The organism is Arthrobacter sp. FW306-2-2C-D06B, assembly GCF_021789175.1.
Lineage (GTDB): Bacteria > Actinomycetota > Actinomycetes > Actinomycetales > Micrococcaceae > Arthrobacter.
Genome location: NZ_CP084560.1, coordinates 1,637,173 through 1,662,344 on the forward strand (window position 1 = coordinate 1,637,173; position 25,172 = coordinate 1,662,344).

16 protein-coding genes and 3 rRNA genes are annotated in these 25,172 nt (G+C 63.1%); 15 read left to right on the forward strand and 4 right to left on the reverse strand.

The features are described 5' to 3' along the window. Positions 1-62: 62 nt before the first annotated feature. A complete protein-coding gene (locus tag LFT47_RS07720) occupies positions 63-1,028 on the reverse strand; it encodes a quinone oxidoreductase family protein (RefSeq protein ID WP_236816765.1) in 966 nt (321 codons plus the stop codon). Between the two features lie 135 nt (positions 1,029-1,163). Continuing rightward, positions 1,164-2,252, reverse strand: coding sequence for a fatty acid desaturase family protein (locus LFT47_RS07725; protein WP_236816767.1), 1,089 nt, complete (start codon positions 2,250-2,252; stop codon positions 1,164-1,166). Positions 2,253-2,437: 185 nt separating this feature from the next. Here LFT47_RS07725 and argC point away from each other — a divergent pair, with 185 nt between their 5' ends. From argC to LFT47_RS07770, 9 genes are all read left to right on the forward strand, one after another. Next, positions 2,438-3,469 (forward strand): N-acetyl-gamma-glutamyl-phosphate reductase, encoded by a 1,032-nt coding sequence (gene argC, locus LFT47_RS07730; RefSeq protein WP_236816769.1) that lies wholly within the window; start codon positions 2,438-2,440, stop codon positions 3,467-3,469. Then, positions 3,466-4,632 (forward strand): bifunctional glutamate N-acetyltransferase/amino-acid acetyltransferase ArgJ, encoded by a 1,167-nt coding sequence (gene argJ / locus LFT47_RS07735; RefSeq protein WP_236816777.1) that lies wholly within the window; start codon positions 3,466-3,468, stop codon positions 4,630-4,632. The genes argC and argJ overlap by 4 nt, the downstream gene beginning before the upstream one ends. A gap of 12 nt (positions 4,633-4,644) precedes the next feature. After that, positions 4,645-5,589 carry an acetylglutamate kinase gene (gene argB / locus LFT47_RS07740; RefSeq protein WP_236816779.1) on the forward strand — a complete coding sequence of 315 codons (945 nt, stop codon included), beginning with the start codon at positions 4,645-4,647 and terminating at the stop codon, positions 5,587-5,589. After that, on the forward strand, positions 5,586-6,851 hold the full coding sequence (locus LFT47_RS07745) for an acetylornithine transaminase (protein WP_236816781.1): 1,266 nt from the start codon (positions 5,586-5,588) through the stop codon (positions 6,849-6,851). The genes argB and LFT47_RS07745 overlap by 4 nt, the downstream gene beginning before the upstream one ends. Beyond that, positions 6,848-7,846, forward strand: coding sequence for an ornithine carbamoyltransferase (gene argF / locus LFT47_RS07750; RefSeq protein ID WP_236816783.1), 999 nt, complete (start codon positions 6,848-6,850; stop codon positions 7,844-7,846). The genes LFT47_RS07745 and argF overlap by 4 nt, the downstream gene beginning before the upstream one ends. Next, positions 7,846-8,382: an arginine repressor gene (locus LFT47_RS07755; RefSeq protein WP_078105637.1), complete on the forward strand. Its 537-nt coding sequence runs from the start codon at positions 7,846-7,848 to the stop codon at positions 8,380-8,382. The genes argF and LFT47_RS07755 overlap by 1 nt, the downstream gene beginning before the upstream one ends. A gap of 104 nt (positions 8,383-8,486) precedes the next feature. Continuing rightward, positions 8,487-9,692, forward strand: a complete 1,206-nt coding sequence (locus LFT47_RS07760; RefSeq protein ID WP_236816785.1) for an argininosuccinate synthase — start codon at positions 8,487-8,489, stop codon at positions 9,690-9,692. A gap of 5 nt (positions 9,693-9,697) precedes the next feature. Further along, a complete protein-coding gene (gene argH, locus LFT47_RS07765) occupies positions 9,698-11,161 on the forward strand; it encodes an argininosuccinate lyase (RefSeq protein WP_236816787.1) in 1,464 nt (487 codons plus the stop codon). 177 nt (positions 11,162-11,338) lie between these two features. Further along, positions 11,339-12,076: a maleylpyruvate isomerase family mycothiol-dependent enzyme gene (locus LFT47_RS07770; protein WP_236816789.1), complete on the forward strand. Its 738-nt coding sequence runs from the start codon at positions 11,339-11,341 to the stop codon at positions 12,074-12,076. Here the strand turns inward: LFT47_RS07770 and LFT47_RS07775 are convergent. Beyond that, positions 11,982-13,547 carry an AlkA N-terminal domain-containing protein gene (locus LFT47_RS07775; protein ID WP_236816791.1) on the reverse strand — a complete coding sequence of 522 codons (1,566 nt, stop codon included), beginning with the start codon at positions 13,545-13,547 and terminating at the stop codon, positions 11,982-11,984. The two genes, LFT47_RS07770 and LFT47_RS07775, sit on opposite strands and share 95 nt — an antisense overlap. 94 nt (positions 13,548-13,641) lie before the next feature. Between LFT47_RS07775 and LFT47_RS07780 the strand changes: the two genes are divergently transcribed. Next, the gene (locus LFT47_RS07780; protein ID WP_236816793.1) at positions 13,642-14,292 is read left to right on the forward strand and encodes a DNA-3-methyladenine glycosylase; all 651 of its coding nucleotides are present in this window, start codon (positions 13,642-13,644) and stop codon (positions 14,290-14,292) included. A 29-nt stretch (positions 14,293-14,321) separates the two neighbouring features. Here the strand turns inward: LFT47_RS07780 and LFT47_RS07785 are convergent, their stop codons facing one another. Next, a complete protein-coding gene (locus LFT47_RS07785) occupies positions 14,322-14,957 on the reverse strand; it encodes a GNAT family N-acetyltransferase (RefSeq protein ID WP_236816794.1) in 636 nt (211 codons plus the stop codon). Between the two features lie 158 nt (positions 14,958-15,115). Between LFT47_RS07785 and LFT47_RS07790 the strand changes: the two genes are divergently transcribed. The 5 genes from LFT47_RS07790 (at position 15,116) to rrf (ending at position 24,685) form a co-directional block, all read left to right on the forward strand. Next, entirely contained in the window at positions 15,116-17,344 is a 2,229-nt protein-coding gene (locus LFT47_RS07790) for an AAA family ATPase (protein ID WP_236816795.1), read from the forward strand. Between the two features lie 44 nt (positions 17,345-17,388). Next, a complete protein-coding gene (gene tyrS, locus LFT47_RS07795; RefSeq protein ID WP_236816796.1) occupies positions 17,389-18,699 on the forward strand; it encodes a tyrosine--tRNA ligase in 1,311 nt (436 codons plus the stop codon). A gap of 505 nt (positions 18,700-19,204) precedes the next feature. Further along, positions 19,205-20,727: ribosomal RNA gene (locus tag LFT47_RS07800) — 16S ribosomal RNA — on the forward strand. A 559-nt stretch (positions 20,728-21,286) separates the two neighbouring features. Beyond that, positions 21,287-24,426: ribosomal RNA gene (locus LFT47_RS07805) — 23S ribosomal RNA — on the forward strand. A gap of 142 nt (positions 24,427-24,568) precedes the next feature. Beyond that, positions 24,569-24,685: ribosomal RNA gene (gene rrf, locus LFT47_RS07810) — 5S ribosomal RNA — on the forward strand. Together the 16S, 23S and 5S rRNA genes form the textbook arrangement of a ribosomal RNA operon. The last annotated feature ends 487 nt before the right edge of the window (positions 24,686-25,172 follow it).

Below are 25,172 nucleotides of genomic sequence, written 5' to 3' on the forward strand. Positions count from 1 at the left end.
TTCGAAGCTTCTCGGATTGAGGTGAACAAAAAGTGTCAGCGGTCGCGTTGCCGTTGCTTCGATTATGGGACCAACAGTACCTTGCCCGTGGTCTTACGGGCTTCCAGATCGCGATGTGCCTGGGCGGCTTCGGCCAGCGGATACGTTCCGCCAATCCGGACCTTGAGCGCGCCGCTGGCTGCAGCGCCGAAGACTTCGGCCGAACGCCAGCGCCGCTCCTGCGGGTTCTGCAGGAAGTGGCCCAGCGTGGGGCGTGTCAGGGACAACGATCCGCCCGCGTTCAGTCGCTGCGGGTCAAAGGGAGGCACCGGTCCGGACGCCGCCCCGAACAGGACGAGCGAGCCGCGGATGCGCAGGCTCGCGAGGGAACCGTCAAAGGTATCCTTGCCGACGCCGTCGTACACCACATTGACTCCTGCGCCGTCGGTGAGCTCGCGGACCTTGTCCGCAAATCCTGCGTAGCGCAGGACCTCGTCCGAGCCGGCTTCCCGGGCAAGGGCTTCCTTCTCGTCCGAGGAGACCGTGGTGATGACGCGGGCGCCCCGGGCCTTGAGCAACTGCGTCAGGATGAGTCCGACGCCGCCGGCGCCGGCATGGGTCAGGACCGTCTGGCCCGGTTCCACGCGGAAGGATGAGTTGATCAGGTAGTGCGCGGTCATTCCCTGCAGCGGCAGGGCAGCCGCTGTGTGGTCGTCGACGCCGTCGGGCACCGGAAGCGCTTTGTCGGCGTCGACCAATGTGTACTCCGCGTAGCTGCGGGATCCTTCAGCGGTAGCGACCCGGTCCCCGACGGTGAAGTCCACCACGTCCGCACCGATGGCCGCGACGGTGCCGGCCGACTCGGAGCCGGGGGTGAACGGATACTCAACCTGGTAGATGCCGCTGCGCTGATAAGTGTCAATGAAGTTCACCCCTGCGGCTGCAACTTTGACGAGGAGCTGGCGCGGGCCCGGAACCGGGACCTCTGCCTCGGTGAGTTCGAGGACTTCGGGTCCTCCGGCTTGCCGGGCAATGATTGCGTGCGTCATGGGTCTCCTTCTCCGTCGAGGCACTTTCGTGCCCGCCTTCACGCAACCATCCTAGGGAGCGGAGTCCGTCGAGTGTCCAGTCAACGGCCCGGGGCCGTGGTTCGCCGTAATGTGTCCAGCGGCTTTCCGGGCGTGTCAGCCCCTGCCGTGCGCGGATGCCACGGGGCAATCAAAGCCGCGGCCCGCGGCGAGTCCTACCTCGTTGAGGTAGCGCACGACGATGGCGTAAGACTGCATCAACGTCGTTTCGGTGTAGGCAATGGAGTGCTTCTCGCAGTAGCTTCGAACGATTTCCGAGGCGCGGCGCAAGTGGGGGCGGGCCATGTCGGGGAACAAGTGGTGTTCGGCTTGGTGGTTGAGGCCGCCAAGAAGGATGTTCATGAAGGGTCCGCCGGAGATGTTCCTGGCCGTCAGAATCTGGCGACGCAGGAAATCGACGCGGGAGTCGGTTGGCAGGACCGGCATGCCCTTGTGGTTCGGTGCGAAGGAAGCACCCATGTAGAAGCCGAACACCATGATCTGGACGCCGAGGAAGGCAAATGCCATGCCAAGCGGCAGGAAAGTGAAGGCGAGGACGGGCAGGGCGAGAAGCCGCGCCAAAAGGATGGGCGTCTCCACCCAGCGGTGCTTGATGGCTCCGGGCCGGCAGATGTACATCAAGGACTCCCACTGCAGGCTGATGCCCAGCAGCAGGAGGAGCGGGAAGAAGAACCAGCCTTGCCTGCGGGTGAGGAACGCGAAGCGACCCTGCCTGCCGGCAGCGGCTTCAACGTGGAAGGCCAGGGCTCCGGTCTTGATGTCCGGGTCCTTGGAAATCACGTTTGGATTGTTGTGGTGTGCGCCGTGCTTCTGTTCCCACCAGGAGTAACTGATGCCGGCAACCGAAGTGGCCAGGATCCGGGCGGACCAGTCATTGGCCCTGCGGGAGGCAAAAATCTGGCGGTGGCCGGCCTCATGGGCCAGGAAGCTCAACTGGGTGCAAAGGATCCCCAGGGCTGCGGCGATGAGTAGCTGATACCAGCTGGGACCGATCAGCGCGAAGCCGAACCAAGTGCCGGTCAGCAGGAGGACCAGGGCAGCAAAAACGCTGATATAAAATCCGACGCGGCGCTTCAAAAGCCCTTCCGCGCGGACCGTCTTGAGGAGCTCGGAATAGCTGAGCACGACGGCGTTGGGTGGCCGGACGCCCTTGGCAGGACGTTCCGTGGTGGAGGTCTGTGACATATGCAGTTGCCCCGTAATACATAACGGGCAACGCTGCAACCGACGATCGGCTGCACGGTCTAGATCACCCTCTATCCAGCATACGCTCCCAAAGCGACGCCCGGGACGAGCCGCTCAAGACGGCTCCGAAAAAGGTCGTGCATAAATATCGGCAACTATGAATAGTTTTGCTGTATAGTCGAGCCATGACTATTTCTGTTGCCGTCTCCGGTGCCAGCGGCTATGCCGGGGGAGAGGTTCTGCGCCTGCTGGCAGGCCATCCGGACGTCACCATCGGTGCCATTACTGCGCACAGCAATGCCGGTTCCAGACTAGGGGAGTTGCAGCCGCATCTCCATGGTTTGGCCAGCCGGATTCTCGAGGACACCAGCGTGGAAAACCTCGCTGGCCACGATGTGGTCTTCCTCGCTCTCCCGCATGGAGCGTCCGCCGGGATCGCTGCACAGTTGCCGGAAGGCACGCTGGTGATCGACGCCGGCGCGGACCACCGGCTCGAAGACGCCGCGGCGTGGGAAAAGTTCTATGGCTCCGCCCATGCGGGGACCTGGCCTTACGGGCTGCCGGAACTCCCCGGCCAGCGCGACGCCCTGAAGGGCGCGAAACGGATTGCGGTGCCCGGCTGCTACCCGACGTCGGCCCTCCTCGCCCTCGCGCCCGGCTTTGCCAACAAGCTTCTTCAGCCGGACGACGTCGTGATTGTTTCCGCCTCCGGCACCTCGGGCGCCGGCAAAGCGGCCAAGGTCAACCTCATCGGCTCTGAAGTCATGGGGTCCATGAGTCCCTACGGCGTGGGCGGCGGCCACCGCCACACCCCAGAGATCGAACAGGGACTTTCGAACGCCGCCGGTGAACAGGTCACGGTGTCCTTCACCCCCACCCTCGCGCCCATGAGCCGCGGCATCCTGAGCACTGCAACAGCCAAGGTCAAGTCCGGCGTCACGGCCGCCGAACTCCGCAGTGCCTGGGCTGAAGCGTACGACGACGAACCGTTCGTCCACCTGTTGCCCGAAGGCCAGTGGCCCGCCACCAAATCCGTGCAGGGTTCCAACCACGCCGTCATGCAGTTGGCTTTCGACGAGCACTCCGGCCGGGTGGTTGTCACGTGCGCCATCGATAACCTGACCAAAGGGACCGCCGGCGGCGCTGTGCAGTCCATGAATATTGCCCTCGGCCTGGATGAAGCCGCCGGCCTCAACGTCCAAGGAGTTGCCCCGTGACCATCACCGCCCCCCAGGGATTCCGGGCCTCCGGCGTCAAAGCCGGCATCAAGGCATCGGGCAATGCCGACCTCGCCCTGGTCGTCAACGACGGCCCCCTGAAAGCCGCAGCCGCCGTTTTCACCTCCAACCGCGTCGCCGCGGCGCCGGTCCACTGGTCCCGCCAGGTTCTCTCGGACGGTCGCGTTGACGCAGTGGTGTTGAATTCCGGCGGCGCCAACGCATGCACCGGTCCGCAGGGATTCCAAAATACGCACGCAACCGCCGAGAAAGTGGCGGCCGTCCTCGGGATCTCCGCCTCCGACGTCGTCGTCTGTTCCACGGGCCTCATCGGAGAGCAACTGCCGATGGACAAGATCATCCCGGGCATCGACGCCGCGTTCGCGGAGCTGGCCGAGAACGGCGGTTCCGCTGCCGCCACGGCGATCATGACGACGGACAGCGTGGCGAAGGAAGCAGTCTTCACCGGCACCGATGCCGAAGGCAACACGTTCACGGTCGGAGGCATCGCGAAGGGCGCCGGCATGCTGGCGCCCGGCCTCGCAACCATGCTCGTGGTGCTCACCACTGATGCCCAGGTCCCGGCGGAAGAGCTCGACGTCGTTCTCCGCGACGCCACGCGCGTCACCTTCGACCGCACGGACTCGGACGGTTGCATGTCCACCAACGACACGGTTGTCCTGCTGGCCTCAGGGGCCTCCGATGCCATGCCGTCGGCCGAGCAGCTCGGTGCCGGAGTCACCCAAGTGTGCGCAGAGCTCGCCCGCAAGCTGATCGGCGACGCCGAAGGCGCGAGCCACGACATCGCCATCCGTACGTTCAACGCGGCGAGCGAGCGCGACGCCGAAATCGTCAGCCGCTCTGTAGCCCGCTCCAACCTCTTCAAGACGGCCATTTTCGGCAAGGACCCGAACTGGGGCCGCGTCCTGTCGTCGGTGGGCACCACGGACGCCGTCTTCGAACCGGACCAGCTCAACGTCTCCATGAACGGCATCCAGATCTGCCGCAACGGCAGCATCGGCGACGACCGCAACCTGGTTGATCTCGAGCCCCGCGAGGTGCTTGTCGACATCGACTTGCAGGCCGGCGACGCCGAGGCCACCATCTGGACCAATGACCTCACGCACGAGTACGTGCATGAGAACAGTGCCTACTCGAGCTAGACGGGGATGACCATGACTGCGCACACCCGGGAAAACACGTCGATGAGCGATGCCCAGGACAAGGCCGCGACCCTGATCGAGGCGCTGCCGTGGATCCAGCGCTTCGCCGGCACCACCATGGTGGTCAAATACGGCGGCAACGCCATGGTCAACGAGGAACTCCGACGCGCCTTCGCCGAGGACATCGTCTTCCTGCACCACGTGGGCATCCACCCTGTTGTCGTGCATGGAGGTGGGCCACAGATCAACTCGATGCTGGGCCGGCTGGGCATCGAATCCGAATTCAAGGGCGGCCTCCGCGTCACCACCCCCGAGGCCATGGATGTGGTCCGTATGGTGCTCACCGGGCAAGTCGGACGCGAGCTCGTGGGCCTCATCAACTCGCACGGGCCCTATGCGGTGGGCATGTCCGGTGAAGACGGCGGACTCCTGCGTGCCGTGCGCACCGGCACCGTGGTGGACGGGGAAGAAGTGGACCTGGGCCTGGTGGGCGAAGTGGTGGGTGTTGATCCGACGGGTATAGAGGACATCCTCGACGCCGGCCGTATCCCGGTGATTTCCACGGTGGCCCCCGAGATCCTTGACGAAGGGGGCGGCACGGGCTCCACCACGGGGCAGGTCCTCAACGTCAACGCGGACACCGCCGCAGCGGCGGTCGCCTCGGCACTTGGCGCATCCAAGCTCGTTATCCTGACCGACGTCGAGGGCCTCTACGCCAATTGGCCGGACAAGTCCTCGCTCATCTCCTCGCTGACGGCAACGGAGTTGCGCGAGATGCTGCCGCGCCTGGAGTCCGGAATGATCCCGAAAATGGCCGCCTGCCTGAAGGCCATCGATGAAGGAGTAGAGCGGGCGCACATCGTTGATGGCCGCCTGCCGCACTCCATGCTCCTGGAAACCTTTACGACCGCGGGCATTGGAACCCAGGTTGTCCCCGACGAGGAAGTGAACGCATGACCGCCAATGAAGCAGAACTGGTCGAAACGCCCGCAAACGCTATAGCTGGGCACAGCACGGGAGCCGACTGGCTGGCCCGTTATTCTTCATCGCTCATGGGCGTCTTCGGCACGCCGCAGCGTGTCCTGGTCCGCGGGGCAGGGGCCCTCGTGTGGGATGCCGACGGCAAGGAATACCTGGACCTTCTGGGCGGTATCGCTGTCAATGCCCTTGGCCATGCCCACCCGTTCGTCACATCGGTCATCGCCAGCCAGCTGGCCACGCTGGGCCATGTCTCCAATTTCTTCACGAGCCCCACGCAGATCGCGCTCGCCGAAAAGCTGCTGGCTCTCACCAAGGCTCCTGCCGGCTCCAAGGTGTTCTTCGCCAACTCGGGCACCGAAGCCAATGAGGCCGCGTTCAAGCTGGCGCGGCGCAATAGTTCTGACAAACGCACCAAAATCATCGCGCTGGAAGGTGCCTTCCACGGCCGCACGATGGGCGCGCTCGCCTTGACTGCCAAAGAAGCGTACCGGGCGCCTTTCGAGCCGCTGCCCGGCGGCGTCGTGCACATCCCGTTCGGCGACATCGAGGCCCTTCGTGCCGCCGTCGACGAAAGCACGGCCGCAGTGTTCCTCGAGCCCATCCAAGGCGAAGCCGGCGTCCGCCCGCTCGGTGTCGAATACTTGCGGGCGGCCCGCGAAGCCACCACCGCTGCCGGCGCGCTGCTTGTCCTGGACGAGGTGCAGACCGGCATCGGCCGGACCGGCAAATGGTTGGCCAGCGAAGACGCCGGCATCGTCCCCGACGCCGTGACCCTCGCGAAGGGCCTGGGCGGCGGCTTCCCGGTCGGCGCGCTCATCACCTTCGGCGAGCCGACGTCGTCGCTCCTTACCGCGGGCCAGCACGGAACCACTTTCGGCGGAAATCCGGTAGCCACGGCCGCCGCGCTCGCTACCCTGCATGCCATCGAAAACCAAGGCGTGCTGGAAAATGTGCTCAGCGTCGGCGCCCACCTCCGGGCTGGACTGTCCGACGTCGACGCAGTCACTGAAGTGCGCGGCGAAGGCCTCCTGATCGGCTTCGACCTTGACGCCGATATCGCGCCCGCCATGGTGACGGCCGCGCTCGATGCAGGCTTCATCATCAACAGCCCCGGCCCGCGCACCATCCGGCTGGCTCCGCCGCTCATCCTTACCACGGAGCAAGCGGAGCGTTTCCTCGAGGCGCTGCCGGGCATCATCAAAGCCGCGGCAGCCCAGAAAGCTAAGGACGCACAGTGAACACCACCCGTCACTTCCTCAAGGACACGGACCTCACCCCGGCCGAGCAAGCCGAGGTGCTCGAACTCGCCGTTCGGATGAAGGCCGCACCGTACAGCGTCCAACCGTTCGCAGCTGCCGGCAACGGGCGCAAGACGGTCGCCGTCATCTTCGACAAGACCTCCACACGTACCCGTGTGTCCTTCGCCACCGGCATCGCCGACATGGGCGGCAACGCACTCATCATCAATCCGGGCGAGGCGCAGATCGGCCACAAGGAATCCGTGGAGGACACCGCCAAGGTCCTCGAACGCATGGTCTCCACCATCGTGTGGCGGACCTCGGCGCACTCCGGCCTCGTAGCCATGGCCGAAAACTCCAAGGTTCCCGTCATCAATGCCCTGTGCGATGACTACCACCCCTGCCAGTTGCTGGCAGACCTCCTGGCCGTCAAGGAGCACAAGGGCGAACTCAAGGGCCTCACCATGGCCTACCTGGGCGATGCCGCTAACAACATGGCCAACTCGTATCTCCTCGCAGGGGTCACTGCGGGCATGCACGTCAGGATCTCGGGTCCGGAAGGCTACCTGCCGGCCGCCGACATCGTTGCGGCTGCGGAGGAGCGCGCCGCCGAAACAGGCGGTTCGGTGTTGATCACCACGGACGCGGCCGAGGCACTCAAGGGGGCCGACGTTGTCGCTACGGACACCTGGGTGTCCATGGGCCAGGAAGCCGAAAAAGAAGCCCGCATGCAGCTCTTCCGCGAGTACTCCGTGGACGAGGCCGCCATGGCACACGCCGCACCGGACGCCGTCGTGCTCCATTGCCTGCCCGCCTACCGCGGTTACGAAATCTCCGCGGGTGTCATCGACGGACCCCAGTCCATCGTCTGGGACGAAGCGGAGAACCGCTTGCACGCGCAGAAGGCGCTCATGGCCTGGCTGATGCACAAGTCGGGACTCGCATTCGTCGACGGGCTTTCCCCCGTTGAGGGCACCGGAGAGAGCACGTTCTAGTGTCCACCCATCCTGCATCGCAAGGTGCCAGCCCTGCCACCAAGACCGCCCGACAGGCGCGGATCACCGCGATCCTGACGGGTCAATCGGTGCGCTCGCAGGCAGAGCTCGCAGCCTTGCTGGCGGACGACGGCGTGCAGGTCACCCAAGCGACCCTCTCCCGGGACCTGGTGGAACTGGGGGCGGTCCGCGTGCGCGGCAAGGACGGTGCACTGGTCTACGCGGTGCCCGGCGAGGGCGGCGACCGCAATGCAAAGAGCGGCGTCACCCAGGAAATCCTGGACGCGCGCCTGTCGCGCCTTTGCGGCGAGCTACTGGTCACCGCCGAGGCTTCGGGCAATATCGTGGTGTTGCGGACGCCGCCGGGTGCCGCCAACTTCCTCGCCTTGGCCATCGACCACTCGGTGATGCCGTCTGTATTGGGTACGATCGCAGGCGACGACACCTTGCTTTTGGTTGCCCGGGATCCCGACGGTGGCGCCGAGCTGGCAGCCCGATTCCTCCAGCTGGCCCAGGAAGCCGGACCAGGGAACTAGTGCAGGCCGGCAACTGAAACTTTCCTGCATCGTTCCACCCGGGCCTTCGGCCCGACCCAAGCATTTGACTCAAAAGAACCAAGCAACAACAAAGGAGCACTCTCGTGACTGAGCGCATTGTTCTGGCCTACTCCGGTGGCCTTGATACTTCCGTAGCCATCGGCTGGATCGGTGAAGCCACCGGGGCCGAGGTCATCGCCGTGGCGGTCGACGTCGGACAGGGCGGCGAGTCGCTGGAGACCATCCGCCAGCGCGCACTCGGCTGCGGCGCCGTCGAAGCCTACGTGGCCGACGCCCGCGACGAATTCGCCAACGAATACGCCATGCCCACGTTGAAGGCCAACGCCCTCTACCAGGGCCACTACCCGCTGGTTTCGGCGATTTCACGTCCCGTGATCGTCAAGCACCTCGTCAAGGCCGCCCGCGAATTCGGCGCCACCACAGTTGCGCACGGCTGCACGGGCAAGGGCAACGACCAAGTCCGCTTCGAGGTCGGCATCCAGACCCTGGGCCCGGACTTGAAATGCATCGCACCCGTCCGCGACCTCGCCCTGACCCGCGACAAGGCCATTGCCTTTGCCGAGGAGAAGGGACTGCCGATCGAGACCACCAAGAAGAACCCGTATTCGATCGACCAGAACGTCTGGGGACGCGCCGTCGAAACCGGCTACCTCGAGGACATCTGGAATGCTCCCACCAAGGACATCTACGACTACACGGCCACCCCGGAATTCCCGCCGGCACCGGACGAAGTCACCATCACCTTCGAAGCCGGCGTCCCGGTGGCAATTGACGGCGTCAAGCACACTCCGCTCCAGGTCATCCAGGAACTGAACCGCCGCGCCGGTGCCCAGGGCGTCGGCCGCATCGACGTCGTCGAGGATCGCCTGGTGGGCATCAAGTCCCGCGAGATCTACGAAGCTCCGGGCGCCATGGCCCTCATCACCGCCCACAAGCACCTCGAGGACGTCACCATCGAGCGCGAGCAGGCCCGCTTCAAGGCCACCGTCGGCCAGCGGTGGTCCGAGCTGGTCTACGACGGCCAGTGGTTCTCCCCGCTCAAGCGCTCCCTCGACGCCTTCATCGAGGACACCCAGAAGTACGTGTCCGGCGACATCCGCATGGTCCTCCACGGCGGCCAGGCCATCGTCAACGGCCGCCGCTCCGACACCTCGCTCTACGACTTCGACCTCGCCACCTACGACACCGGCGACACCTTCGACCAGTCGCAGGCCAAGGGCTTCATCGAGCTCTGGGGAATGTCCTCCAAAGTCGCCGCAGGCCGCGACCTGCGGGTTTCGGGCAAATGACGTCAATGGGCCCACGGACGCCGGGGTCCCCGGCCGAGCGCAGCGAGGTTGGGGAGCGTTCGGGGACAAATGAAGGCGCACTGTGGGGCGGCCGGTTCGCCGGCGGCCCCGCGGACGCCCTTGCCGCACTGAGCAAGTCCACGCACTTTGACTGGCGGCTGGCCCGCTACGACATCGCCGGATCCAAGGCGCATGCCCGCGTGCTGCACAAAGCGGGGCTGCTGGACGACGGCGAACTCGAAGGCATGCTCGCGGCGCTCACCCTGCTGGATGACGACGTCGCGAGCGGCGCCTACCAGCCCGCCGAGAGCGATGAGGACGTCCACGGTTCCCTCGAACGCGGGCTCATTGAGCGTGCGGGAACCCACCTGGGCGGCAAGCTCCGGGCAGGGCGTTCGCGCAACGACCAGGTGGCCACATTGGGCCGCATGTTCCTGCGCGACCACGCCCGCATCATCGCCCGCGGCGTGCTCGCCACGATCGATGCCCTCGTTGAGCAGGCCAAGGCCCACCAGGGCGTTGCCATGCCCGGCCGGACGCACTTGCAGCATGCCCAGCCTGTCCTGCTGAGCCACCACCTTCTGGCCCACGCCTGGGCACTGTTGCGCGATGTGCAGCGGTTCCAGGACTGGGACAAGCGCGCCGGTGTCTCGCCGTACGGTTCCGGCGCTTTGGCCGGTTCCTCACTCGGACTGGATCCCGAGGCCGTCGCCGCGGATCTTGGGTTCTTCTCGGCTGTCCACAATTCGATCGACGGCACAGCCTCGCGCGATGTCTTCGCCGAGTTCGCATGGATCTGCTCGATGATCGGCATCGACCTGTCGCGGGTCTCCGAGGAAGTCATTCTGTGGGCCACCAAGGAGTTCTCCTTCGTGACGCTCCATGATTCGTACTCCACGGGGTCTTCGATCATGCCGCAGAAGAAGAACCCGGACGTCGCCGAACTTGCCCGGGGCAAGGCAGGGCGCCTCATCGGCAACCTGGCCGGCCTGTTGGCAACCCTCAAGGGCCTGCCGCTTGCGTACAACCGCGACCTGCAGGAAGACAAGGAACCGGTTTTCGACGCCGCGGACACCTTGGAAGTGCTGCTCCCGGCAGTGTCAGGCATGATCGCCACGCTCACCTTCAACACCGAGCGCATGGCATCCCTGGCGCCGCAGGGCTTCGCGCTTGCCACGGACATCGCCGAGTGGCTTGTCCGGCAGGGAGTGCCGTTCCGGGAGGCACACGAACTCTCCGGTGCGGCGGTGAAGCTGGCTGAAGGGCGCAGCGTTGAGCTGTGGGACCTGACGGACGAAGAGTACGCAGGCATTTCGGAGCACCTCACCCCCGAGGTGCGTACCGTGCTCAGCACCGAAGGTTCGCTCAACAGCCGGAACTCCCAGGGCGGAACGGCCCCGGCCGCCGTCGAGCGCCAACTGCTTGCCCTCGAAGCTGAACTCGCAACGGTACGGGGCTACGCCGGGTAGCAACACCGGATAGCAACAAGGGGCCCACGCCCGCAGGGTTCCCTGGCCGAGCTTGCGAGGTTAGGGGGCGGGTGGGGATTTCGTGGCAGTGTTTTACGCAAAAGCTGCCACGAAATGCCCGCCGTTGTCAGTTAATCCTCGTTAATAGCTATTAACTCTGTCGGATACTATGGCGCTATGACCGAGATCACTACCTCAGCGCTTCTTGCCGAGCTCCACAAAGCAGCCGGCATTGTCACCGTCGTCGTCTCCAAACTCGACGACGCCGATGTTACCGCTCCTTCCGAGCTGCCCGGGTGGACCCGCGGCCACGTGCTGGCGCACCTTGCCGGCATCTCCAATGCCATGGCCCGCCAGCTGGAATACGCGGCGCGCGGCGAGACCATCGACATCTACGACGGCGGCTACGAGGGCCGTACGAAGGCCATTGAGCTGGCTGCGAGCCACAGCCTCGCTCAACACCGTGCGGCCACGGAAGCCGCCCTCGCCCGGGCTCTGAGGGCCTTCGACGGTCTCGTGGAGTCCGGCTGGAACACCCGGATCAGCTTCCGGAATGGAACAGTGCTCGACGGCGGCCTGGCGCTCTGGCGCGAACTGGTCATCCACGTCTCGGATCTGGGAGTCGGTCGCGGGCCGGAAGCCTGGAGCCGGCAATTCTGCGAGCATCTCTTCGATTTCCTCTCGGCCCGTGTCCCGGCCGACCAGAAGTTCGTGCTTCAGCCTTTGGGCCTCCCGCAGCTGGTCATCGGCTCGGGCCGGCAGTCCGTCGCCATCAACGGAATGATCACGGATATCGCCGCCTGGCTCGCCGGCCGGACGCCTACCCTGGGGAGCCTGCGGGCCTCGGCCGACGCGGACGGCGTTGATTTGCCGGAACTTCTCCCGTGGCCGTCGAGCGTTCCCGCGGTTCACTAGCGCTGCCGCGCTTGCTTGCCGCTGCCCGCCACAGGTGCATCGTGGCGTAGGAACGCCACGGGCTCACGTTGCGGAAATCGGCAGGCAAGCCTTCCGCGGCCGCGAGATTCTTGAGGCCGTTCCGAACCGCTGCATCGTTTGCGAGGAAAACATCCGGGTCGCCGATGACCCTCATCGCCACATAGCCGACGGTCCATGGTCCGACGCCGGGAAGCGGCAACAGCTTGTCGGCCAGCGTTTGGGGGTCGTCGCCGTAGTCGAAGTCGAGCTCTCCGCCGGCCATCGCTGCTGCCGCTGCCAGCACGGAATCTATGCGGCGCTGCGGACCCTTGAGCAGCTCCCGGCCCGAGCGGGCGATCTCCTCTGCCGTGGGAAACAGGCGATCCAGGCCCAGTGCGTGGCCTGCGTGGCCTTCCGGAAGACGGGTTCCGGCAACGGAAAGTTGGGTCAACGCAGTGCGGGCGGCGGCCACAGTGATTTGCTGGCCGATCATTGCGCGGACGAGGAGTTCTTGGGGGTCCACGGCGCCCGGGACCCTGATCCCGGGTATATCGCGAACTGGCTGGCCGAGCCTGGAATCGGAGGCCAACGCCTCGTCCACGGCGACGGGATCGGCGTCGAGATCGAACAATCGCCGCACCCGGCTAAGGAGCACGGGAAGATCGTGGAGATCCAAGGTGCTGACTGCGAGGGTCAGCGCGCCGCCGCGCGCCCCGGCGTCGTACTCCACCGTGAACGCCGCATTGCCCCGCGGCAAGCGAAGCGTCCGCGTGTAGCTGCTGGAGTTCGCGACCTCGACGCCGGGAACGGCGCGGGCCGCAAGGAAGTCGAAAATCCCCGTGTCGAACGGCTCCCGGTACGGGAGGTTGAGGGTCAAGGAGGTAGCCTCGCCTCGCGTGCCGTGATGGTCCAAGGGCTTCGCCGTGGCCCGGAGCGCAGTGGGAGTCAGGGCGAAGACTTCGTTGATGGTGTCGTTGAACTGGCGGACGCTGTTGAATCCGGCGGCGAACGCCACGTCCGAGAGTTTCATCGAGGTGGAGACCAAGAGCGTCCTGGCCGTCTGCGCGCGGCTGGCCCGTGCCAAGGACAGCGGCCCGGCGCCGAGTTCATGGCTGAGGATCCTGTTGAGCTGGCGGGAAGAGTAGCCCAGCCTGGTGGCGATTCCTTCGACACCGACCCGGGAGATCGCGCCGTCGTTGATGAGCCGCATTGCCCTCCCGGCGATGTCCGAGCGAAGGTTCCACGCCGGTGTGCCTGGAACTGCCTCCGGGAGGCAGCGTTTGCAGGCACGGTACCCGGCCTCGTGAGCCGCGGCCGAGGTTTCGTAGAACGTCACGTTTTCGGCCTTGGGTGTCCTTGCCGGGCACGACGGCCGGCAGTAGATGCCCGTCGAGCGGACGGCGGTGAAGAACTGGCCGTCGAACCGGGGATCCCGCGCGTCGATGGCACGGTAGCGCTGCCAAAAGTCCATGGCTTCATCCTTTCAGCATCGGGAGGCTTGTTCTAGCGGAAATCGGACATTGCCGGCGGCGGATCCAGTTCGTGGATTTTGCTAGGGTCTGGGCATGACAACGCAGAGCCAATCCACGGAGGCCATCCGGGCCATCCTTTCCGGGGATCCGCGGGACGTTGCGCCTTTGCTCCTCGGCGCCGTGCTGAGCCACCGGACTCCCGAGGGCACGGTGTCAGTACGGCTCAGCGAGGTGGAAGCATATCTGGGCCCGCGGGGCTCGGCCCATCCCGATCCTGGCTCCCATACCTTTGGCGGCCCGACGGCCCGGAACGCTCCCATGTTCGGTCCGGCGGGCCACCTCTACGTCTACTTCACGTATGGCATGCACTATTGCGCCAACATTGTCTGCGGCCCCGACGGCGTTGCGTCCGCGCTGCTGTTGCGGGCAGGGGAGGTCGTGGCAGGGCAAGCCGTGGCACAGTCCCGCCGTCCGGCGTCGAAGTCGCTGACCGACCTCGCCAGCGGGCCGGCGCGGCTTGCATCCGCTATGGGCCTGACCACCGCGGACAGCGGCCGCGATGCCCTGGCCGAGCCGTTCGGCCTCGAACTTCCGGTCGCTCCGGCTGCGCCATCAGCCGTCGCGCGTGGTCTCCGCGTCGGAGTATCCGGCGACGGTGGTTCCGCCGACTACCCATGGCGCTTCTGGCTCGACGGGGACCCCACGGTGTCCCGCTACAAGCCGGGCCGCAGGCGGGCCGTGTAGCGGCCTTCTGAGGCGCTCAGGGGGGATCCTCAAGCAGCGTGTTCGGTCCGGGTCGGTTCGGCGACATACGCGCAGTGGTTGTCGGGCACTTCGAAGGGCGCCAGGCGTCCAAGCAACGACTCGCGCACCTGGGGCCATTCGTCGCGCAGGATCGAGAAAACGGCGGTATCGCAACGGCTTCCGTCGGGAGCGAAGCGGTGCCCGCGCAGCGTGCCCTCGTAGCTGGCCCCGAGCCGCTGAATGGCCGAGGCGCTGCGCGTGTTACGGGCATCGCAGCGGAAGGCAACCCGGTGGACGTCCAGTACTTCGAAGGAGTAGGCCAGCAGCAGTTGCTTCGCTGCCGGATTGACATGGCTACCCCAGAACGGTCGCCCGTAAAAAGTACCGCCGATTTCCAGGCGCTGCTGGCGGGGACTGTACTCGCACAGCGAGGTAGTACCGAGCAGCGCGCCGGTCCGCTGCTCGACTACGGCGAACGGAATGGTTGACGGATCTTCGAGGCGGGCTGCGAAGAGTTCGGCCAGTTCCGCGGCGCTCAAGGGCTGCTCGGCGGCCATGCCGGACCACATCCCGGAGTCCACGAAATCGAAGAGCGGACCGGCATGTGCAGGGGAGAGCGGGACCAGGCTGATGCCATGTCGCGTGAGGGCAACGTCGTGCTGCATTGCAGCATTTAAGCACCACTGGGTGCGGATGGAAAAGCTCAGGGGGTTAGCGGCGGGTGAACATTGTATGACGCACCGGCGTGCGGGCAGTTTCACGCACGTCAAGCAAAACCGCTGTAGAATGGACGGTCCGTCTTTTTCGATAGGGGAACGTTTCGATGCACGACGCTGATTTGATCCACGAGCGGGAGTACGTGGCCGGTCTCTACTCGCGCCTGGATGAGCTGCGGGAGGAAAAGCGCCAACAGCTGGCGCAGGTCCGGCGCGCCGGAGCGGTGGGCACCATGCAGAACGTTTCCGAAAGGGACGCCTTTGCGGCACTGTACGAGGACCGCCTCGCGCAGCTCGACGCTGTCGATGACCGTCTCGTGTTCGGGCGCCTTGACCTGGACACCGGGGAGGCGCAGTACATCGGCCGCATCGGACTGTCCACCGCAGACCTCCAGAGGCTTATGGTCGACTGGCGCGCCCCGGAAGCCGGCCACTTCTACCAGGCGACCGCCTTCGACCGGCAGGGCGTCCGCCGTCGTCGTCACCTGATCCTGCAAGGCCGCGAGGTCAAAGCGATCGAAGACGATGTCCTGGATGCCAGCATGCTGGCGGACAACGCTTCGCTCCAAGGTGAAGGCGCACTCCTTGCCGCCCTGAATTCCAAGCGCACCGGCCGCATGTCGGACATCGTCGGCACCATCCAGTCCGAGCAGGACCGGATCATCCGTTCGTCCATGTCGGGTGCGTTGGTTGTCCAAGGCGGTCCCGGTACCGGAAAGACGGCCGTCGCGCTCCACCGCGCCGCCTACCTGCTGTACACCCACCGTGACCGCCTGAAGTCCGCGGGCGTGCTGCTCGTCGGACCTTCCTCGTCGTTCATGCACTACATCGAGCGGGTCCTGCCTTCCCTCGGCGAGACCGGCGTCGTCATGGCGAGCCTGGGCCGCCTCATGCCCGGGATCCATGCCGTCCCGGAACAGGATCCCGACGTCGCGGCGCTCAAGGGCAAGCTGAACATGGCCGACGTGATTGCCAACGCCGTGGCCAACCGCCAGCGGACTCCCGCCGAGGACCGCATCCTCGAGGTCGATTCCCGCAAGCTCACGCTGTCCGTGCGGCAAGTCCGCCGCGCCCGGGACAGGGCACGCGCCACCGGCAAGCCGCACAACGAAGCGCGCGTGACGTTCGTGAAGATCCTGCTGCGCGAACTCACGGAACAGCTGACGGAAATTGTCGAGGAATCGAATATCGGCAACAACGCCGACCGTTCCTACCTCGCCGAAGACGTCCGTTCGGCACGCGACGTCAGGATCGTCCTGAACCTGTGCTGGATGCCGATGACGCCCGAGAAGCTCGTGTCCGAGCTCTTCAGCAAGCCAGCCATCCTGGAAGCCTGCACCCCGCATCTCACACCGGCACAGCGTGCGCTGCTTCTTCGCCCCGCGGATGCCCCGTGGACCGAAGCCGATGTTCCGCTGCTCGACGAGGCCGCTGAGCTCCTGGGCGAGCTGGATCCTGCCGCCGGCAGGGGATTGGCACAGCAAGAACACGACCGTGCCCGCGACATCGCCAACGCCAAGCAGACGCTTGTGAACATGGAGGCCATGGGCGTCGACGTGTTGATGACGGCCGAGGAACTGGCGGACCAGAACCAGGAACGCGAAACGCGACTGACAGCGGCAGAACGAGCCACGAGCGACCGTTCGTGGGCGTTCGGGCACATCGTGGTGGACGAAGCCCAGGAACTCTCGCCCATGCAGTGGCGGCTCTTGGTCCGCCGCTGCCCGCTGAAATCCTTCACGATCGTCGGCGACATCGCCCAGACGAGTTCCTCCGCCGGTGCGAATTCCTGGCAAAGTGCCCTCGCGCCGTCGTTCGGGGACCGCTGGCAGCTCGAAGAACTCACCGTCAACTACCGCACCCCCTCGCAGATCGCAGAAGCGGCAGTCCGCATGGCGAACCGAGCCGGGCTGGTGGTCTCGGCTCCCAAGGCCGTGCGTGAAGGTAAATGGTCGCCCATCGTGGACCGCGTGGAAGAAGCGGGGATGGTGGACTGTCTCGTTGAAATCCTTCCGGAAGAACTGGAAGCGATCGACGGCGGCCTCCTCGCGGTGATCGCCGACGGCGCCCTCCTGCCGCGCGCCGCGGCCGCACTCCGCGGGGTGTATGGCCACCGCGTCGGCACCGGAGCGGGCAGCTACTCCCAGGACATCGTGGTCATTAGCCCCAAGGAAGCCAAGGGCCTCGAGTTCGATGGCGTAGTGGTTCTTGAGCCTGCTGCCATGCTGAACCACGAACACGGGAAGGTGGGCGATCTCTACGTCGCCATGACCCGTCCGACGCAGCGGCTGCGCCTCATCACCGCCGCGCCGCTGCCCGCGGGTATCGAGCGCTGAGCCATGCAAGCAAGCCGAACGGCAATCCTGCTAACTTAGAACTCGTGTCACACGTAAACAACCTCGAGTCCCAACACAACGACCCGGGCTTTGCCAATATCTGGCAAGAGCTCAAATGGCGCGGCCTTATCCACGTTTCCACCGATGAAACGGAATTGGAAAAGCTCCTCGCCGGGGACCCGATCACGTATTACTGTGGCTTCGACCCCACGGCTCCGTCCCTGCACCTTGGCAACCTGGTCCAGCTCCTGCTCATGCGCCGCCTGCAGTTGGCCGGCCACAAGCCGCTCGGCTTGGTGGGCGGCTCTACCGGCCTCATCGGCGATCCGCGCCCGACGGCGGAACGCACCTTGAATACCAAGGACACCGTTTCCGAGTGGGTTGGCTACCTTCAGGCCCAGGTCCGGCGCTTCCTCAGCTTCGAGGGGGACAATGCTGCACGCATGGTGAACAACCTTGACTGGACCGCGCCGCTGAGTGCCATCGATTTCCTGCGCGAAATCGGCAAGCACTTCCGCGTGGGCACCATGCTGCGCAAGGATGCCGTTGCCTCCCGCCTCAGCTCGGACGAGGGCATCAGCTACACCGAGTTCAGCTACCAGATCCTGCAGGGCATGGATTACCTCCAGCTCAACCGCGACTACGGTTGCGTGCTGCAGACCGGCGGCTCGGACCAGTGGGGCAACCTCACGAGCGGGACGGAGCTGATCCGTAAGGTCGATGGGAAGGTTGTTCACGCCCTCGGCACGCCCCTCATCACCAACTCGGACGGCACCAAGTTCGGTAAGAGCGAAGGCAACGCCATTTGGCTCGATGCCCACATGTGCAGCCCCTACGCCTTCTACCAGTTCTGGCTCAACACCGCTGATGCCGACGTCGTTGACCGCCTCAAGGTCTTCACTTTCCTGAGCCGCGCCGAGATTGAGGAGCTTGGAGCCGCTGTCGCCGAGCGTCCGTTCGCACGCGAAGGCCAGCGCCGGCTTGCCTACGAAGCCACTTCGCTGGTTCACGGAGTCGACGCGACGGAGAAAGTGATCGCTGCTTCGGCTGCACTGTTCGGCAACGGCGATCTCTCGGTGCTGGACGAAGTGACCCTGGCGTCCGCAACGGCTGAGCTGCCGTCTGCCTCGATCGGCGCGGATGGCCTGGGCATCGTCGACCTCCTGGTTGCTTCCGGACTGTCCGAGAGCAAGTCCGCTGCCCGACGCACGGTGGGGGAGGGTGGCGCTTACGTTAATAACAGCAAGGTGACTGACCCCGACGCCGTGATCGACCAGGCGGAACTGCTTCACGGCCGATACCTTTTGTTACGCCGCGGGAAGAAGAACCTGGCCACTGTCGAAGTGACGGTCTGACGCCTTCTATTGCACGCTCCTCTGGGCCGACTTGCGCGGCTCCGGGGGAGCGTGTATCGTTTTCTGAGTCGCTGCCGCTGAAGCGGATAAATTGCGACAAAATCCCATGGAATGTGAATAATCCGATGTAGACCAAGAGTCTGGGAATCGGATGATTTATCGACTCTGTGGGGAAATTCGATCCATTTGGGTGAATTTCCGGAGAAATCCTGGATTTGCAAAGTGGAAATGAATGAAATAAAGTAGAAACATCGCAGCGAGGAAATGCGGAACATCGAATTCAATTGAATTTTGTTCCGGGAAGTAATCGAATTGCGTCTGTTGTTTGAGAACTCAATAGTGTGCCAAGTTTGTTGATACCGATTTTTTATTAAATTGGTTGTTTTGGCTGGTCCTGTGTCACCTCCGTGGTGCGGGGCTGGTTTTTTACAGCTGGTTTCAAATTTTGTGCAGCCGTTCTGCCGTTATTTCCGGTGGTTGTGGTTGTGTCTGTTTTTGTTTTACTTCAACGGAGAGTTTGATCCTGGCTCAGGATGAACGCTGGCGGCGTGCTTAACACATGCAAGTCGAACGATGATCTCCAGCTTGCTGGGGGGATTAGTGGCGAACGGGTGAGTAACACGTGAGTAACCTGCCCTTGACTCTGGGATAAGCCTGGGAAACTGGGTCTAATACCGGATACGACCGCTCACCGCATGGTGTGGTGGTGGAAAGCTTTTGCGGTTTTGGATGGACTCGCGGCCTATCAGCTTGTTGGTGGGGTAATGGCCTACCAAGGCGACGACGGGTAGCCGGCCTGAGAGGGTGACCGGCCACACTGGGACTGAGACACGGCCCAGACTCCTACGGGAGGCAGCAGTGGGGAATATTGCACAATGGGCGGAAGCCTGATGCAGCGACGCCGCGTGAGGGATGACGGCCTTCGGGTTGTAAACCTCTTTCAGTAGGGAAGAAGCGAAAGTGACGGTACCTGCAGAAGAAGCGCCGGCTAACTACGTGCCAGCAGCCGCGGTAATACGTAGGGCGCAAGCGTTATCCGGAATTATTGGGCGTAAAGAGCTCGTAGGCGGTTTGTCGCGTCTGCTGTGAAAGACCGGGGCTCAACTCCGGTTCTGCAGTGGGTACGGGCAGACTAGAGTGATGTAGGGGAGACTGGAATTCCTGGTGTAGCGGTGAAATGCGCAGATATCAGGAGGAACACCGATGGCGAAGGCAGGTCTCTGGGCATTAACTGACGCTGAGGAGCGAAAGCATGGGGAGCGAACAGGATTAGATACCCTGGTAGTCCATGCCGTAAACGTTGGGCACTAGGTGTGGGGGACATTCCACGTTTTCCGCGCCGTAGCTAACGCATTAAGTGCCCCGCCTGGGGAGTACGGCCGCAAGGCTAAAACTCAAAGGAATTGACGGGGGCCCGCACAAGCGGCGGAGCATGCGGATTAATTCGATGCAACGCGAAGAACCTTACCAAGGCTTGACATGAACCGGTAACGCCTGGAAACAGGTGCCCCGCTTGCGGTCGGTTTACAGGTGGTGCATGGTTGTCGTCAGCTCGTGTCGTGAGATGTTGGGTTAAGTCCCGCAACGAGCGCAACCCTCGTTCTATGTTGCCAGCGCGTGATGGCGGGGACTCATAGGAGACTGCCGGGGTCAACTCGGAGGAAGGTGGGGACGACGTCAAATCATCATGCCCCTTATGTCTTGGGCTTCACGCATGCTACAATGGCCGGTACAAAGGGTTGCGATACTGTGAGGTGGAGCTAATCCCAAAAAGCCGGTCTCAGTTCGGATTGGGGTCTGCAACTCGACCCCATGAAGTCGGAGTCGCTAGTAATCGCAGATCAGCAACGCTGCGGTGAATACGTTCCCGGGCCTTGTACACACCGCCCGTCAAGTCACGAAAGTTGGTAACACCCGAAGCCGGTGGCCTAACCCTTGTGGGGGGAGCCGTCGAAGGTGGGACCGGCGATTGGGACTAAGTCGTAACAAGGTAGCCGTACCGGAAGGTGCGGCTGGATCACCTCCTTTCTAAGGAGCACCATTATCGCTTCCTGTCCTGCCGCATGGCGGGGTGGGGGGTGTGTGGAAGCAAAGCCCATTGCGCAGGCGTCTGTTCTGCGGTGGGTGCTCATGGGTGGAATATCAGCAGATAGCGGCCGGTTGGTTCTTTCCTGCCCCTAGTACGGATGCTTTCGAGTGTTTTGGAACGGTGCGGGTGGGGGTTGTCCGGTTTTCGTGTTTGGCACACTGTTGGGTCCTGAGGCAACAGGGCCGTGGCGTGGGAGTGTGTGGCCTGTTTGGGTTGCGTGGTTCCGTGGTGCGGGTTTGTGTGTTTCTGGTTTCCTGGCTGCATTGTTTCCGTGCGTTTGGTGGTTGTCCCTTTTTGGGTGGCCGGTGCGGGGGGTGTGGTACGGGGTTGTTGTTTGAGAACTACATAGTGGACGCGAGCATCTAGGCACGCGCATGGTCATTGTCTCCTTTTTTGGGGGGTGGTGGGGTGTGTGTGTCTTACAGCAATTTCTTTTTATGAACCCGGCCCTTCCTTGTGGGGGGTCTGGTTCTCTCGAGAAGTTTTTTGATCTTGTGTGGTCAAGTTTTTAAGGGCACACGGTGGATGCCTTGGCATTAGGAGCCGAAGAAGGACGTAGGAATCTGCGATAAGCCTGGGGGAGTTGATAACCGAACGGTGATCCCAGGATGTCCGAATGGGGAAACCCCGCCAGACGCGTTTTGCGTGATCTGGTGACCCGCATCTGAACACATAGGGTGCGTGGGGGGAACGCGGGGAAGTGAAACATCTCAGTACCCGCAGGAAGAGAAAACAAGAGTGATTCCGTTAGTAGTGGCGAGCGAACGCGGATGAGGCTAAACCGTTCCATGTGTGATAGCCGGCGGGCGTTGCATGGGCGGGGTTGTGGGACTTTCCGTACTGGTTCTGCCGGACCGGTGGGGTGAGAGCATGGACATAGGTGAACGGTCTTGAAAGGCCGGCCGGAGAGGGTGTTAGCCCCGTAACCGTAATGTTGTGTGCCGCCTGGAGAGGATCCCAAGTAGCACGGGGCCCGAGAAATCCCGTGTGAATCTGTCAGGACCACCTGATAAGCCTAAATACTTCCTAATGACCGATAGCGGACCAGTACCGTGAGGGAAAGGTGAAAAGTACCCCGGGAGGGGAGTGAAACAGTACCTGAAACCGTGTGCTTACAATCCGTCGGAGCCAGTCTGATTCTGGTGACGGCGTGCCTTTTGAAGAATGAGCCTGCGAGTTAGTGTTACGTCGCGAGGTTAACCCGTGTGGGGTAGCCGTAGCGAAAGCGAGTCTGAACAGGGCGAGTGTAGTGGCGTGATCTAGACCCGAAGCGGAGTGATCTACCCATGGCCAGGTTGAAGCGACGGTAAGACGTCGTGGAGGACCGAACCCACTTCAGTTGAAAATGGAGGGGATGAGCTGTGGGTAGGGGTGAAAGGCCAATCAAACTCCGTGATAGCTGGTTCTCCCCGAAATGCATTTAGGTGCAGCGTTGCGTGTTTCTTGCCGGAGGTAGAGCTACTGGATGGCCGATGGGCCCTACAAGGTTACTGACGTCAGCCAAACTCCGAATGCCGGTAAGTGAGAGCGCAGCAGTGAGACTGTGGGGGATAAGCTTCATAGTCGAGAGGGAAACAGCCCAGACCACCAACTAAGGCCCCTAAGCGTGTGCTAAGTGGGAAAGGATGTGGAGTTGCGAAGACAACCAGGAGGTTGGCTTAGAAGCAGCCATCCTTGAAAGAGTGCGTAATAGCTCACTGGTCAAGTGATTCCGCGCCGACAATGTAGCGGGGCTCAAGTACACCGCCGAAGTTGTGGATTTCAGATAGTAGACAAGCCTTCGTGGTTCAGTCGTCTGGAGTGGTAGGGGAGCGTCGTGTGGGCGGTGAAGTCGCGGTGTAAACCAGCGGTGGAGCCTACACGAGTGAGAATGCAGGCATGAGTAGCGAAAGACGGGTGAGAAACCCGTCCGCCGAATGATCAAGGGTTCCAGGGTCAAGCTAATCTGCCCTGGGTAAGTCGGGACCTAAGGCGAGGCCGACAGGCGTAGTCGATGGACAACGGGTTGATATTCCCGTACCGGCGAAGGACCGCCCATGCCAAGCGGGGGATACTAACCGCCCGGAGCCTGCCCAATCACCCTTGTGGTGTGCGGGTTTTGGCCGAGCGCGGGACCTGATCCCGGGAGGTAAGCGTATTAACAGGTGTGACGCAGGAAGGTAGCCGGGCCGGGCGATGGTTGCCCCGGTCTAAGGATGTAGGGTCAGCGATAGGCAAATCCGTCGCTGTGTCTTTGATGACGTTCCTGAGATCTGATGGGACCCCCGTCATGGGGGGATCCGGTGATCCTATGCTGCCTAGAAAAGCATCGGCGCGAGGTTCCAGCCGCCCGTACCCCAAACCGACACAGGTGATCAGGTAGAGAATACCAAGGCGATCGAGAGAATTATGGTTAAGGAACTCGGCAAAATGCCCCCGTAACTTCGGGAGAAGGGGGGCCCCAACCTTGAACACCACTTGCTGGTGGGAGGGGATCGGGGCCGCAGAGACCAGGGGGAAGCGACTGTTTACTAAAAACACAGGTCCGTGCGAAGTCGCAAGACGATGTATACGGACTGACTCCTGCCCGGTGCTGGAAGGTTAAGAGGACCGGTTAGCCGCAAGGCGAAGCTGAGAATTTAAGCCCCAGTAAACGGCGGTGGTAACTATAACCATCCTAAGGTAGCGAAATTCCTTGTCGGGTAAGTTCCGACCTGCACGAATGGAGTAACGACTTCCCCGCTGTCTCAACCATAAACTCGGCGAAATTGCAGTACGAGTAAAGATGCTCGTTACGCGCAGCAGGACGGAAAGACCCCGAGACCTTTACTATAGTTTGGTATTGGTGTTCGGAGTGGCTTGTGTAGGATAGGTGGGAGACGTTGAAGCCCGGACGCCAGTTCGGGTGGAGTCATCGTTGAAATACCACTCTGGTCACTTTGGACATCTAACTTCGGCCCGTGATCCGGGTCAGGGACAGTGCCTGATGGGTAGTTTAACTGGGGCGGTTGCCTCCTAAAAAGTAACGGAGGCGCCCAAAGGTTCCCTCAGCCTGGTTGGCAATCAGGTGTCGAGTGTAAGTGCACAAGGGAGCTTGACTGTGAGAGAGACATCTCAAGCAGGGACGAAAGTCGGGACTAGTGATCCGGCGGTACATTGTGGAATGGCCGTCGCTCAACGGATAAAAGGTACCTCGGGGATAACAGGCTGATCTTGCCCAAGAGTCCATATCGACGGCATGGTTTGGCACCTCGATGTCGGCTCGTCGCATCCTGGGGCTGGAGTAGGTCCCAAGGGTTGGGCTGTTCGCCCATTAAAGCGGTACGCGAGCTGGGTTTAGAACGTCGTGAGACAGTTCGGTCCCTATCCGCTGCGCGCGCAGGAAATTTGAGAAGGGCTGTCCTTAGTACGAGAGGACCGGGACGGACGAACCTCTGGTGTGTCAGTTGTACTGCCAAGTGCACCGCTGATTAGCTACGTTCGGATGGGATAACCGCTGAAAGCATCTAAGCGGGAAGCTCGCTTCAAGATGAGATTTCCATACACCTCGTGTGTGAGAGGCCCCCAGCCAGACCACTGGGTTGATAGGCCGGATGTGGAAGACAGGACTAAAGACTGTTGAAGCTGACCGGTACTAATAGGCCGACAACTTACACCACACAAACACGATCACTGCTTGCGTCCACTATGTGGTTCCCGAACAACAACCCGTTCCGGAACAAACCACAACTGAATAACAACACCACAGTTGTAACCACCAGTCTTCCCACCCCGCACCCGTGCGGGGACGGGTAACAAGGTTACGGCGGTCATAGCGTGGGGGAAACGCCCGGTCCCATTCCGAACCCGGAAGCTAAGACCCACAGCGCCGATGGTACTGCACCCGGGAGGGTGTGGGAGAGTAGGACACCGCCGGACAACCATTAACGGCCGGGCCCCGACACACACGTGCCGGGGCCCGACCCATTTAAACACCCACAACACACCCCCACCCCTAAAACCCCCGCCCAGATATCCGGCCCCTTCGGCAGACCCCGGCTCACATATGGGCCGGAAAACCCGGACCCCCGCTCACATATGTGCCGGTTTCCACGGACGCCGGCTCACATATGTGCCGGAAATCCCACACCCCGGCTCAAGTATCAAGGGTTGCGGGCCGACCCCCGCTCACGTATGAGCGGTTGCGGGCGGACCCCGGCTCACGTATGAGCGGTTGCGGGCCGACGCCGGCTCACGTATGAGCGGTTGCGGGCCGACCCCCGCTCACCTATCAACGGTTGCGGGCCGACGCCGGCTCACGTATGTGCCGGTTTCCACGGATGCCGGCTCACGTATGAACGGTTGCGGGCCGACCCCCGCTCACCCACGAGCCGGACCGGACCCTAGGCCTCCCCCGCCCCGCCGT